At 44.1% G+C, this 13,170-nt stretch carries 10 protein-coding genes; 5 read left to right on the forward strand and 5 right to left on the reverse strand.

Translation table 11 applies throughout. The features are described 5' to 3' along the window. Positions 1-156: 156 nt before the first annotated feature. From IOD06_RS01500 to glpK, 4 genes are all read right to left on the reverse strand, one after another. Positions 157-1,185: an endonuclease/exonuclease/phosphatase family protein gene (locus IOD06_RS01500; RefSeq protein WP_194618725.1), complete on the reverse strand. Its 1,029-nt coding sequence runs from the start codon at positions 1,183-1,185 to the stop codon at positions 157-159. A 241-nt stretch (positions 1,186-1,426) separates the two neighbouring features. Further along, positions 1,427-2,758, reverse strand: coding sequence for a sodium:proline symporter (locus tag IOD06_RS01505; RefSeq protein WP_194618727.1), 1,332 nt, complete (start codon positions 2,756-2,758; stop codon positions 1,427-1,429). Positions 2,759-2,930: 172 nt separating this feature from the next. Next, a complete protein-coding gene (locus tag IOD06_RS01510) occupies positions 2,931-3,443 on the reverse strand; it encodes a hypothetical protein (RefSeq protein ID WP_194618730.1) in 513 nt (170 codons plus the stop codon). Positions 3,444-3,706: 263 nt separating this feature from the next. Continuing rightward, complete coding sequence (gene glpK, locus IOD06_RS01515) at positions 3,707-5,311, reverse strand: glycerol kinase GlpK (protein WP_194618731.1); 1,605 nt, start codon at positions 5,309-5,311, stop codon at positions 3,707-3,709. Between the two features lie 596 nt (positions 5,312-5,907). Between glpK and IOD06_RS01520 the strand changes: the two genes are divergently transcribed. From IOD06_RS01520 to IOD06_RS01540, 5 genes are all read left to right on the forward strand, one after another. Further along, positions 5,908-7,620, forward strand: a complete 1,713-nt coding sequence (locus tag IOD06_RS01520) for a TolC family protein (protein WP_194618733.1) — start codon at positions 5,908-5,910, stop codon at positions 7,618-7,620. A 130-nt stretch (positions 7,621-7,750) separates the two neighbouring features. After that, the gene (locus IOD06_RS01525; protein ID WP_194618734.1) at positions 7,751-8,614 is read left to right on the forward strand and encodes a YihY/virulence factor BrkB family protein; all 864 of its coding nucleotides are present in this window, start codon (positions 7,751-7,753) and stop codon (positions 8,612-8,614) included. Positions 8,615-8,699: 85 nt separating this feature from the next. Continuing rightward, entirely contained in the window at positions 8,700-9,899 is a 1,200-nt protein-coding gene (locus IOD06_RS01530; RefSeq protein WP_194618735.1) for an HlyD family secretion protein, read from the forward strand. Between the two features lie 3 nt (positions 9,900-9,902). After that, positions 9,903-11,213, forward strand: coding sequence for an ABC transporter permease (locus tag IOD06_RS01535; RefSeq protein ID WP_194618736.1), 1,311 nt, complete (start codon positions 9,903-9,905; stop codon positions 11,211-11,213). Then, positions 11,213-12,427 carry an ABC transporter permease gene (locus IOD06_RS01540; RefSeq protein ID WP_194618737.1) on the forward strand — a complete coding sequence of 405 codons (1,215 nt, stop codon included), beginning with the start codon at positions 11,213-11,215 and terminating at the stop codon, positions 12,425-12,427. The genes IOD06_RS01535 and IOD06_RS01540 overlap by 1 nt, the downstream gene beginning before the upstream one ends. Positions 12,428-12,570: 143 nt before the next feature. Here the strand turns inward: IOD06_RS01540 and IOD06_RS01545 are convergent, their stop codons facing one another. Continuing rightward, a complete protein-coding gene (locus IOD06_RS01545) occupies positions 12,571-13,143 on the reverse strand; it encodes a methylated-DNA--[protein]-cysteine S-methyltransferase (protein WP_194618738.1) in 573 nt (190 codons plus the stop codon). Positions 13,144-13,170: the final 27 nt, after the last annotated feature.

Raw genomic sequence — 13,170 nt, forward strand, 5'->3', positions numbered from 1 at the left:
CATTCTAAATCTAAGAAAGACTGTGCGTTAGTTGGTAATACGGGCTAATATTACCGCTCTATATTCAATGAAGAGGCATCATAAACGCTTGTACATTATCAAGCAAGGGACATGCATGGGTTAAAAAAGAATGTATCAATTAACAACATAATAGGGTTAATCATGAAGTTTTATTTTCGCCCTTATAATACCATGATCGATGACTCTATCGGAATAATCCCACTTTAAATGGTCATTAAAATAGTCAACTCGTTCGACTTGACCAAGCGCAAACTTGCTATCAGCCAAGAATTCTTCTGAAACAAACAGCTGATCAATTACTTCTGGCATACCTTGATAGATATGGGTATACGCTACATCTTTCATCCAGCCATAACGCGCTTGGACACGAGCGGCATCAAACAAAGCAACATCACGCATGCTTTTGTCGTAATTCACTTCACCAGTTTCAGTCATCAATTGCGTGGTCACACTACCCGTGACATCGTTCATATCACCGAGTAAGATTAAGGGCTCGCGAGTATGCTTTAAGCGTTCGATAATAAACATACGGATGGAGGCCGCTTCTGCTGCCCGCATACATAAGCTACGAAGTTTGGCACGAATACGAATATTAGGATCATCCATATCTTCTAGCAAATTGCCAGCTTCATCACGTAAGAAAAAAGCGCGCTTGCTTTTAAGATGAGCCGTAATAATAGTAATCGGTTGCTCGAATGCATTGACTCGCAATACCAACGGTGGGCGATTAAAGCGTTTATAAGGACCGATATCAGGAATATCAATCATTGCCTTTGGTGCCACCTCTTCTAATAAAGTCGTCTCTAGCTGCTCGAAGCGACTAATAATTCCCACTGCAGGCGTATTTTGCGCCCCTCTACCTTGAGTATAAGGGCTCGCACTATCGTTGCTTGCCAGCGGTATAACCACATGTTCAGGCTTAAATCCTAACGATACCGCCAGCGCTTCTAACGCCTCACTGTCCCATACTTCTTGTACGGCAATGATGTCGGCATGGGCTTTTGCTAATAAATCGCTGATACCACGCAGTTTATTTTCATACGCTTTATTGCTATATGGCTCAGCATTTTCATAGTAAGTACGATTGGGATTGGCAAAATTTAGTAAATTAGCAGTGGCGATATAAAATTGTTTATCAATACCTTTATTGGCAGAGTAAGTCATAAAAATCCTAGTGCTATTTGAATAGTATGCATTATTATGAATAAACAACGCAACTTGTTCATGATAATAGACCACCCGTACTAAATCTGTAGTGTTTCGTATTGCTTTATCCTGCTACTTAAAACTCAAAAAATCGATCAACTGATAATGTAGCGAATACTTGCTCCATCAAAGTCATAACACTAAATATTTATATACATGTTACATCTATACGTAGTTAGCTGTTTAACAGATTGGCTAATCACATTCGTTTGCGAGCCAATACAAAGGCGATACTACCAATCATAGAAGCCATGACACATAATATCAACAGCTGCACGTATTTGTGCTCTGCGCCAAACACTGGTGCCATCACTGTAATATAGCCACCGTTTTCTAACATATAGACAATACCAGCCATGAGCGCTGATACAAAGCTCACTATAATGGCCCAAGGTTTGACTTCCCAACTTGACCAAATACTAAAAAACACGACAGGTGCTAAAAACAAGGAAGCCGTACCACTAATAGCCACCGCATCAAACAGGTCTTTGCTGCCTGTTGCAATGAAGGCCAAGCCTGCCAGCAAAAATCCTAGCATAATCAGTCTGCCATTTCTGACAGTTGGCTTTACCAGTTTCATATCAATGGCTATCAACTTTGCGGCACTGGCATACGTAGAATCTAATGTTGATATGGCTGAAATAATTAAGGCGAAACTAAACAATATCATTACCGCTGGCGAGAATAGCGTATTGAGCGTTTGCGTCACTTCAGTGGCACCGCCTGCATTGTTCAGCTGTGCGAATACACCTAGCAAACCAAACAGAAGGATACAAGCCATCGAAATAGGAGCAGCATAGTAAAATGACTTTTTGGTAGTCGCCCTGTCTGCTAAAAATCCTCTGTCAGTCATAACAGGATCATGAGCGGGATAACTCCATATTTGGATAAATGCAACTATCAATAATATCCATCCCTTGTTGTCAGCGGTATTGGAGGAGCTGATAATGTCATCGAAGGAAAACAAGGGATGTGCAAACATAGCAACCGACAGAACAGCAATGGCGACGATCGTCAATAACGCTTGGGCAACATCTGTCTTTAACGCCGTGTGCAGCCCACCAATCGAAGAATAAATTAAGGTAGCAACCGCTATAATCAGTATTAGATAATTCTCATTAAAGCCTACGAACAAGGTGGTGATAAACCCAAATACCAGTAAGTTACTGAACACCTCGCTCACTAATCGAAAACCAATCACTGCATTATAAAAATGCTCACCAGTTGCCCCAAACTTGACTTGCATGAATGTCTGTATGTTATTGAAACCATGTTTGAATCGTAAGCTATCGACAATATGCGCGCCAGTGATAAAACTAAAATAATACATCCCATAAGCCAAAGTACCAGCGATACCATAGAAAAAGCCCAAAACGGCCGCATTCATGAGCGACCGTGCAAATATCCAAGTAGTGACTTGAGACAACACCAGCGTCCAAAGACTGGGTGGCTGACCTTGTAAAGACTTACCTTGATAAAATCTGGCGATATCAGGGGCAAGCTCACACGTTTCAGAAGAAGAGTCAGTCATAGTAGCTCTATGGGTTGTTAAGACATCATTAAGATTACCACAACTACCAAGGTTTCAACATGCAAAAAGGCCTCTAGAGCATGCTCTAGAGGCTTTAATATAACTACAATTGCCAAAAGTAAAAACTCAGCTATAAAAATACGGAAATGCCGAGGTTTTCTATTTGCTAATGTTACGACACACGATTCCATGCATCCTGTGATGCTCTACGTGCCTCATTCCACTCCATGCGTGACTCACCTTTCACTTCATGCCATGAACGTTCCAAATCTGCTTCATGATCTTCAAAGCGAGCGTCCGCAGGATAGCGAGCACGGTTAGCATAACCTACTGCATAAGCTGGATGTAGGTCACGGTCAAAGTCATGCTCTTCTGTATAGTAGTCAGCATTTGCATGTTCTGCACGCCAGTAAGCTTCTTCATGGGTTGGATCAATTGCTTCAGCTGCTGCATGACCTGCACCGCCACCAACGATAGCGCCAATAGCACCGCCGATTAACGTACCGAGTGGTCCTGCCATCGTACCGATTGCCGCACCTGCAGCTGCTCCACCTAAGCCGCCAATACCAGTACCTACTGGATGTGAGCCTGGCTCACCTGTGATGATGTCAGCATTCAAGTCTTGTTTGGCTTCTTTTGACATATGTTTTACTTCACTGCGATCAATTTCGTCATGGTTACTCATAATATTATCCTTAAATTATTTGTTATATTTTAGAGTTATTAAGTGCTAAAAATTAGCGGTGTTGCTTGAGTCATTTTTTATTTGATTCATCTAAAGTATAGAAATTTATGTACAAGAACAGATAGATATATTATGTAAACTGTGTCCATATTATGATTGTCTTCCGTTACAGCCTGTATCTTTCTCAAGGTTTTGTACGATGGATTTATGCTTTGAGTAATCACAAACACATGATGCCGCTAGTTTCAGCAAAAAAACCCTGTCTACATCTGCATTAACGACCTTGCGATGGCTCGTTGCCATTTATAGAGATGCTGCTCGCGTTCATCAGCAGACATACTCGGCTCAAATACTCGATCGACTTGCCATGAGGATTGCATCGTTGCTTCATCGTACAATCCCGTCTTTAGACCAGCAAGGAGCGCAGCACCTTTGGCAGTAATTTCCGTGTCTCTGGGACGCAGTACGGGGACGTCTAATAAGTCTGCCTGAAACTGCATGAGCAAATCATTATTGGCGGCACCGCCATCGACTCTCAGTTCGGTTAAGGGGTGCGGGCTGTCTTTTTGCATAGCGATTAGCACGTCATACGTTTGGTAAGCAACTGCTTCCAATGCGGCACGGGCAATATGCGCTTTAGTCGTGCCGCGGCTCATACCTGTAATACTGGCACTGATGTCCGAGCGCCAATAAGGTGCGCCAAGCCCTGTGAATGCAGGGAGCAGCACCACATCTTCACTACTATCGACCTGCCGTGCTAAGCTTTCGACCTCACTACTTTGCTGAATCATACCCAGATTATCACGTAGCCATTGGACGATTGCCCCTGCCATAAACACACTGCCTTCTAGCGCGTAGGTGACTTCTTTTTTGGGCGGCTGTAGCATACGCTTGCCAGACTGCACAATTTGATCAAAGGATAAATTGTCGGGGCGCAACGTTGTCGTCTTTCGTTGCCATGCTATCGTCGTCAATAGCTTATGCTCGCTCAACTTTGGCTGTTGACCGATATTCATCAGCATAAAACAGCCCGTCCCATAGGTGTTTTTGGCCATGCCAGCATCGAGGCAGCCTTGGCCAAAAAGTGCTGCTTGCTGATCGCCTAATACTGCCTGAATAGGGATTTGCTTGGCAAATAAGCCTTTTTTTGTTTTGCCAAAATCCCCATCAGAGGGTAGGACTTTGGGTAAAATATTCATGGGAATAGCAAAGCGCGCACACAACTCCTCCGACCATGCCAGCTTATGAATATCGTACAACAGAGTCCGTGAAGCATTGGTCACATCAATAACATGTTCACCACCTGTCAATTTATAAATCAGCCAGCTATCAATGGTGCCAACGGCTATCTCACCCTTGCTAGCTCGTACGCTAAGCTTGGGGTCATTTTCGAGCAGCCAAGCGATTTTACTGGCACTAAAATACGGATCTAAGCGTAAACCGGTGATTCGCTGCACTTCGTGTGCCATGTCATCGTCTTCATTCGTGTTACCGCTATGAGCCCCACCACCCGCGTTTTCAGCGGCAAGCGTTTTGCAATAGCTTGCAGTACGGCGGTCTTGCCAAATAATCGCAGGTGCCAAGGGTTTGCCCGTTTGCTTGTCCCACATGACAATAGACTCACGCTGATTGGTGATGGCGATACTAGTGACATCGGTAGCGAGCAGCCCTGCTTGATTAATGACGTCATGCGCACAACTAATCTGAGTTTGCCAAATCTGCTGGGCATCTTGCTCCACAAAGCCCGCTTTGGGTGTCTGTAATGTGGTTGGCTGTTGCACCATTTTGATGGGACGCGCATGATCATCATATAATATCGCGCGACTCGAAGTAGTGCCTTGATCTAAAGCCAAAATATATCCTGCCATTACTCATATCCTTTACTGGTCTTATTTATTCTATGATTGATAGTTTATATCATTCTCATATTTTTATATTCAGCGGTTTTCATAAATAAATTAATCTACTTAAATAGCCACTCTTTCATAATATCAATAGTCGAAACATAACCTTCATTATTATAAATGAGCAGTAAAACCAAAGTAATGAAATGAAAAAAACCATTTAATTATCAATTGGTTAATAGATAAAAAACTCATGATCTGATCACGGTTATGTTCTGATAGTTTAATTAATAATAATGCTATTATAAAAGCCAAAACCATTTCTTTACCACATCAAGATTGACTATACAATAGACAACGGCAAGATATTGAGGCTTGACCCGTCACGGTTGTGTGTCTAGAGTGTACCCGAATTATGCATGACAAAACTTTAGTTATGTTTTTTGTATTTTGTTTTCCCTTATATTTGCAAAGCGAGAGAAAGTAAGACAAAACATCCTGCTTTTATAGAACTGACTATAATAAGAGCATAACGACGCTAATATGTGGTCGGCTAAAGTGATGAGTATCGCGCGTTGTTTTAAAAAATCTTGCATTCTAATTAATGGCTTATGTGACTTATGAAATTTGCATTATCAACTCTGTCTACTGCTGTGATGACGGTTATGCTCATGGGGATGTCCGTCGCTACCTCAGCAAACACTAACATGGATAACGTTGAGTCACAGAATGACGTGCCACCAGTAACGGTAACCCAGATCGTTGACGCTGATGATGAACGACAAACTGGCGCTGCGACGGCTGTTCAGACGGATACAACGTTGTCAGTGGGCGATAATACTGCCATTAATGGCTCTGCATCCACCATGCATAGCCAAGGCGCTGAGCAACAGAGCCGCCTAGCCACGCTTATCGATCCTATCACGCATAAAGCGGTTGATAACAGCTATCCATTAGAAGTCTCTAGCTTTTTGAGTCTTGAGCAGGCGCAAAACATCTTATTGCAAGTCTCGCCAAAACTTGCGGCCAATGAAGCCGCCATTGCCGCCAGTCAATATCAGACCGATGCCCTAAAAACCATAGACAATCCGTTGGTGTTCGCCCGCGTATCGGCCAGTGCCTATCATGTGGAAGAAGACATTGATTTATCATCGCTCAAAAACGGCATCGTTAATGAGATCAATAATAGCGTAGATGATGTTATCCCTCCTATTCCACCAACCACAGATTTGCCAAATTTTGGTGAATTGGTCGGTGAGCGTCTCCCAGAGTCTTATGATTTTAATCGTTCAGGCTCAACGACGGGCGCAGGTATTGGCGTTGTTTGGCCTATTTACACTGCTGGGCGGACAACAGCGTTAACAGGCGCGTCCGATGCACGCACCCAAGAAGCGGTCGCGGACAGCCTATTAGACAAAAACGAGCTTTATAACACCCTAATTGAGCGCTATTTTAAGGCGCAGCTGGCCATTATCGCTGCCTACTTGCGTGAAGACGCTTATGATACCTTGCAGCAGACCGATCATATGGCGGAGCGTCTGTTCGAAGAAGGCTTTATTTCACGCGTCGACAGACTAGAAGCACAGTCTGCCTTAGCAGATGCCAAAAGCGAATCGGTCAATGCCAATAATGATGCACGCCTTGCGATGATTGCCTTACAGCGGCTGCTACGTACCGACTATCGCATTAAACCAACCACGCCTTTGTTTGTCTCCAGTCGCCCGCTACCTGATGTGAGTTATTTCCAAGACTTGGCACTTGCCAATCATCCAGGGTTACAGAAAGTCGCTGCCAAACGCGCGCAGGCTCAGCAACTCCATGCGTTATCGGATACGGGTTATAAGCCTACCGTTATGCTGTACGGCTACGGACAAGTCGAAAAAGACCCCAGTTGGGTCGCTGGTATCTCTGCCACTTGGAAGCTATGGGGTGGACTCGATAAAACAGCATCACTGGCATCAAGTAACGCGCAAATACGCCAAGCGGATCTCTCTGAAATTGAAGTCAGTGACAATCTATTGTTATTGGTCGAAAAAAATTGGCACGATATAAATAATGCCCAGTCACGTTATCAAGCATTACAGAGCAATGTTGACTTGGCAGCAGAAGTATTGCGCTTGCGCCAGTTGGGTCTCCAAGAAGGCGTAAATACGACGGTCGACGTGGTACAAGCCCAAACGCAGTCTCTCAAAGCACGAACTGAACAAGCGCAGGCAGCCAATAGTTATGTGCAAGCGCTTGCCGCCCTCATGCAAAGTTGCGGGACGCCACTGGCTTTTAATACCTATCTTAATGCGGCAGATATTCAGCTACCTATCTTGTATAGTGAATGATGATCTCGTGTGAAGAGTAATAGAGCCTGTTGATAAGCGCTTATATTGATGATAATTAAATGGCTAATGGCTATATTATTACTGACCTTACGATACTACTAACCCTAGCTCTACTGCGAATAAGCGTTTTATGAAAAAATTAACTTCTAAAGTAACCAATTGGCTGCCGCACCTGCTTCAGACATGGCGTATAGCAAATAGCCCTAATGTTTGGGCACATTGCGCGAGCGTAGGATTTTTTGGTTTTTTATCTATTTTTCCAGCAATGGCTGTGTTTGTACTGATTTATGGTCTCGCTTTTTCACCTGTTGAAATGCAAGAGCAGATTTCACTTTTACGTTCGTTTATCCCTGAGTCTGTATATGATGTTCTTAATTCACGCTTAAGCGAGCTGGCTTCTAACACTGCATCAAAACTGACTTTTGGTTTGATTGTATCGACGCTACTAGCCCTGTATGCAGGCTCCAAAGGCATAAAACCCTTAATTATCCTTGTTAATCTTGCCTTTCATATCACCCAAGAGCGCAGCTTTATACAAGGCACCATTCGAGCACTTAGTTTAACTTTTGCTGCCGTTGTGGTCTTGATTATAGCCATCTCCTCTATCGCTATTATTCCTTTGGCGGCGGCTTATTTTCCTTTTCCGCAAATCGCTAAGACCATTGCGCTTTGGAGTAGATGGCCGATATTGGCTGGCATTATATTCTTAAGCTTCTTAAGCCTATATCGTTTTGCGCCAAACCGTGACGCCGTAGCGCTAAAAAAACTGGTGCCAGGTGCTGCCTTAGCTACTGTTCTCTGGATTCTATTGTCCGTGTTATTTTCGATTTATGTCCAAAACTTTAATAACTATAGCGCTGAGTTTGGTGCGCTTTCAGCAGCGGTAGTCATTATGCTGTGGCTTTATTACTCAGCATTTATTGTCGCTTTTGGTGCTATTTTTAATTTTGAAACCATAGAAAACTCTAAACCTTATGCTATTCGAGTGTACTAATAAACGGATAACGATATTACTGGTTAAAGCACTTGTACTATAAGACTTTCACTCTCAACTTTATTGCTTTAGGAATCTCACTGTCATGACTGAATTTCCAAACGAATCAGACGACTCACGCAAATCAACTGATTCGACTGATGAGTCAACGCTGTCTCATAATAATCAGCCGTCAGTCGATTCTGTAGAAGACATACCTGACGTGGAACCAGAACAGGCAACACCTACTTATCGTGATGATCCTAAATCTGACAAGTCTGCCATGATAAAAAAGGCGCTGCTTGTCTTATTCGTGCTGATTGCCTTGGGTGTTATCGCTTATGGTTTGTATACAAGCAATCAAAGCAGCGAACCTGACGTCATTACCCTACAAGGGCAAATGCAAATGCAGCAAACCTCCATCGCCGCAAAAGTACCGGGGCGTATTGCTCAGATTATGGTCACTGAAGGGGATGAGGTGACGGCTGGTCAACAATTGATTGAGATGGATTCGCCTGAGATTAATGCAAAGATTAATCAAGCAAAGGCTGGCAAGCAAATGGCACAAAGTCAGCTTGATAAAGCCGAAAATGGTGCTCGTCCGCAAGAGATTGCCCAAGCAAAGGCTGCATGGCAAGCCAACAAAGCGGCCTCGGATTTGGCAGAAAATACTTATCAGCGTGTCAATCGACTTTATGAAGAAGGTCTCATGGCGCGACAAAAACGCGATGAAGCTTATGCGCAGTATCTTGCGACCCAAGATCAAACTGAAGCGGCACGCTTGCAATATGACTTGGCGATGGAAGGCACGCGTAGTGAAGACAAATCCGCAGCTACCGCCCAAGTGGCGCAAGTCGATGCTCAACTAGATGAGGCACTGGCTGCAAAAGAAGAAGCCAACTTAAAAAGCCCGATTGCTGGTATCGTAGATAATGTAATAGTCAGTGCTGGTGAAGTCATCGGTCAAGGTGTGCCGCTATTAACGTTGGTCAATACCAATGATCAATGGGTGGTGCTGAATGTCACCGAAACCTATTTGAACCAGTTTGCCATTGGTCAGCAGTTTACTGGTACTATTCCGGCGTTATCATCAGCAGACAAACCCTATAGCAAGCAGTTTACTGTCTACGCAACCTCTACATTGTCTGACTTTGCGACGTGGCGGCCCACCAATAATGATGATGGCTTTGATGTGCGTACCTTTGAAGTCAAGGCGCGACCAAGTAAACCTGATGCGCGGATTCGCTCTGGAATGAGTGTCATCGTCCGTATCAATCCAACCCTTGCTAATCAGAGCCAAGAATAAGCCATGTGCCTAACTCAGCTTAGCGAAGCTTTTATACGTAGTGCCGCCTATGAGCGGCGTTTTTTGGCCAAAAATTCTTGGGATTTTGCCATGGTGGTTTGGATACCCCTGGCGACAGTACTGCTGATTTGGTGGATTTTTTCGCAAACGCAAATTACCAATTTGCCTATTGGGGTAATTGATCAAGACAATAGCCCTATTGCCAATACCGCCGTGCGCTATCTAGAGGCCAGTCCTGATATTACCGTCAGACAGCTTTATCGCTCGCCAGCTGCTGCTGAAGCGGCAATCCTGCAACGAGATATTTATGCAGTCGTGATTATCCCTGAGGATTTTTCTCACAATATTTTATCCAATAAGCCAGCGCCACTGATTTTACAAGTAAATGCTCAGTACGGTACACACTCTGGGATTATTCAAAAAAGCGTCCAGTCCGTCGCTGCCACCTTATCCGCAGGTGTTGAGATACAGCGTTTGGTCAAGCAAGGCATGGCACCATCACAAGCAGCGATTGCTTACTCACCGATCAGTATTCAGCGCATCAGTTTGTTTAATGCCGCAACCGACTATCAGCAGTTTTTGGCCTCAACTGTTATTCCTGCACTGCTGCATATTTTGGCAATGGTCATTGGAGCAACGACGATTGGACGTGAGTTGCGGGATAAACGAATCGGTCACTGGTACGCTTTTATTGATACTGGTCGTCCCAATTTGACGGCACTTATAGATAGTGAAGCACTGTCTACGCTCGACAATAAGCAAACACGTATCGATGACCTTGAAACATCGGAAAGTCTCAAAAAAAATCAGCAAGTAAGTATTGCCGTCTTAATCTTTGGCTTATTGGGCAAATATTTTTGGCCAATGCTTGCTTATAGTATATGGTCTGCATTAGCACTATGGCTTGCCACACCGCAACAAACGGTCGCTCTCGCCTCAATGGTTGTCACTTACATCGGGCTGATACTATTGATGATGCTGTCATTTTGGCTGGGAGCCATCTTTACTTTGAATTCATTTTCATTGCGTATGGGATTATCCGCTACCGGTTTCATTTCCGCGCCTTCTTACGCTTTTGCAGGTGTCACTTTTCCTTACATCGCTATTAGTGATAGCGCGCAGCATTGGTCGAACATCCTACCGCTTACCCATTATCTAAAACTACATATCGCGCAATTACAGATGCACGCACCCGTTGCCATATCTTTGCCAATCATTTATGGCCTAACGCTAGCGACCTTGCTTGCTATGGGCTTGACTGCCGTACTAAGCAAGCGCGCATTGGCGCGTCCTGAACGTTGGGGAGCACGCTAATGTCACCATTACCAGAAAACAAGCCACATCAAAAACCTACGCAATCAATCACTTCATCATCGTCACAGAGCTTCTTAGGCAGTTTTTTACAGACTCTCAAAGATATCTTTACCGATAAAGGCGTGGTTTTGCTTTTAATTGTGGCTCCTATTATTTATGGTTTCTTTTATCCATGGCCGTATTCTACTGAAGTCGTCAATCACGTACCCGTTGGCATTATCGATAAAGACAATAGCAATTTATCTCGTACCATTGTCCGTTATGCGAGTGCCAGCCCGCAGCTGAACACACAGCGATTTGTTAATGAGCAAGATGCCATCGAGGCCATGTGGTCAGATCAAATCGCTGGCTATATGGTCATCCCAAGTGGCCTTGAGCAGCAAGTGTTGTCTGGTAAAGCAGCTAGCGTGAGTGTGCTCGGCAATGGAGGCTATTTTATCTTGAATAAAAATGTACAGCTGGGCTTTTTAAAAGCGGTCAGTACGGTATCGGCTGGTATTGAAGTGAAAAAAAGCGTGGCACAAGGCGCATATTCGCCCACCGCTGCCAAAAACACCCAAGCCATACCGCTACAAATTAATCCTTTATACAACCAAACTGAAGGTTATGGTGCCTACGTGGTACCAGCGGTATCCATTATTATCTTACAACAGACATTACTCATGGCCACCGCAATGCTGATCGGTACTTGGTATGAGCAGCGCCGCCACATGACTACGATACGCGGCTGGCTAGGACGTATTGGTGCACTCAGCATGTTGAGCTTTATCATCGGCTGCTTTTATTATGGCTGGGCGTTTGAGCTCCATCATTATCCACGTGGACAAAATATGGCTGGCAGTTTGTTATTCTTGCTGCTATTTTGTCCGACCGTCGCCACCCTTGGTTGCTTGCTGGGACTGTGGTTCCGACAACGTGAGCGCAGTATGCAAATTTTAATCTTTAGCTCGTTACCGTTATTTTTTATCAGTGGCTACCCTTGGCCTGCCGACCAACTCCCTGAGATACTACAGTTGGTACGTTGGCTGGTACCGACAACCCCTGCTATCAATACCTCTGTGCAGCTAAATCAAATGGGTGCCAGTGTCGCTCAAGTCGCTATGGGCTTTTATGCACTCGCAGGCTTATGGGCATTTTACTTTGCATTACTGCTGCTGTTTCGCTGGCGTACCTCGCAAAGACAATTGCCTCATAAAGTTTCGATAAAGATATAACAAGTCAGCCGATTGTCTCATCCATAAATGAAATCGTTTTTCTTAGATCTATTTCAGGACGGGACATATTCGTAAAAAAGGCCAAACACTTAAAATGTTTGGCCTTTTTTGAGTTTATTTGTGTGATAGGCATCTGCTTCAAACTAAGTTTTGCACGTGACGCCTTCAAGCGCTAATAAATATTCTTTCTTATCCAGCCCGCCCGTATAACCACCAAGCTTACCATCGCTAGCAATGACGCGATGACAAGGAACGATAATGCTAAAAGGATTTTTGCTATTGGCATTGGCCACCGCGCGAAAGCCTTTAGGATTATCCACATTTTGCGCCAGTGTTGCATAGCTGATTGTCTCGCCATACCCAATATCTTGTAATGCTTGCCAAACTCGTTGCTGAAAATGGGTTCCTAAGCTTGCATCTATAGGCAAATCGAAATTCTGACGATTCCCTTTAAAATAAGCCTTTAATTGTTCGATAGCATTTATGAGTAATGCTTGGGCAGGCTCACTTTCGCTTAGGCTATCGTTATTAATGAACGTAAAATTCTGATCGACAAGGCCGTAGTGCTTTTTAAGTTTGGGAATAGATTTTGAGCGGTGCCAAGAGTTACCTGCCAGCAGCCAATTGACTTCAACCAGCTTAGGGCTGCTATGCTCATTGACACTTGCAATCAACGTCAATTGATGTGATCCAAAAGCCGCTGTAGTAACTATCATAGTTTTTCCCATTTCCAGATGTCTATA

The organism is Psychrobacter sp. N25K4-3-2, from assembly GCF_015351755.1.
Classification (GTDB): Bacteria; Pseudomonadota; Gammaproteobacteria; order Pseudomonadales; family Moraxellaceae; genus Psychrobacter; species Psychrobacter glaciei.

Excerpts from the sequence above, each read along its gene's own strand:
- IOD06_RS01500 (WP_194618725.1), bottom strand. The coding sequence starts at position 1,185 with ATGACTTACTCTGCCAATAAAGGTATTGATAAACAATTTTATATCGCC.
- IOD06_RS01505 (WP_194618727.1), bottom strand. The coding sequence starts at position 2,758 with ATGACTGACTCTTCTTCTGAAACGTGTGAGCTTGCCCCTGATATCGCC.
- IOD06_RS01510 (WP_194618730.1), bottom strand. The coding sequence starts at position 3,443 with ATGAGTAACCATGACGAAATTGATCGCAGTGAAGTAAAACATATGTCA.
- glpK (WP_194618731.1), bottom strand. The coding sequence starts at position 5,311 with ATGGCAGGATATATTTTGGCTTTAGATCAAGGCACTACTTCGAGTCGC.
- IOD06_RS01520 (WP_194618733.1), top strand. The coding sequence starts at position 5,908 with ATGAAATTTGCATTATCAACTCTGTCTACTGCTGTGATGACGGTTATG.
- IOD06_RS01525 (WP_194618734.1), top strand. The coding sequence starts at position 7,751 with ATGAAAAAATTAACTTCTAAAGTAACCAATTGGCTGCCGCACCTGCTT.
- IOD06_RS01530 (WP_194618735.1), top strand. The coding sequence starts at position 8,700 with ATGACTGAATTTCCAAACGAATCAGACGACTCACGCAAATCAACTGAT.
- IOD06_RS01535 (WP_194618736.1), top strand. The coding sequence starts at position 9,903 with ATGTGCCTAACTCAGCTTAGCGAAGCTTTTATACGTAGTGCCGCCTAT.
- IOD06_RS01540 (WP_194618737.1), top strand. The coding sequence starts at position 11,213 with ATGTCACCATTACCAGAAAACAAGCCACATCAAAAACCTACGCAATCA.
- IOD06_RS01545 (WP_194618738.1), bottom strand. The coding sequence starts at position 13,143 with ATGATAGTTACTACAGCGGCTTTTGGATCACATCAATTGACGTTGATT.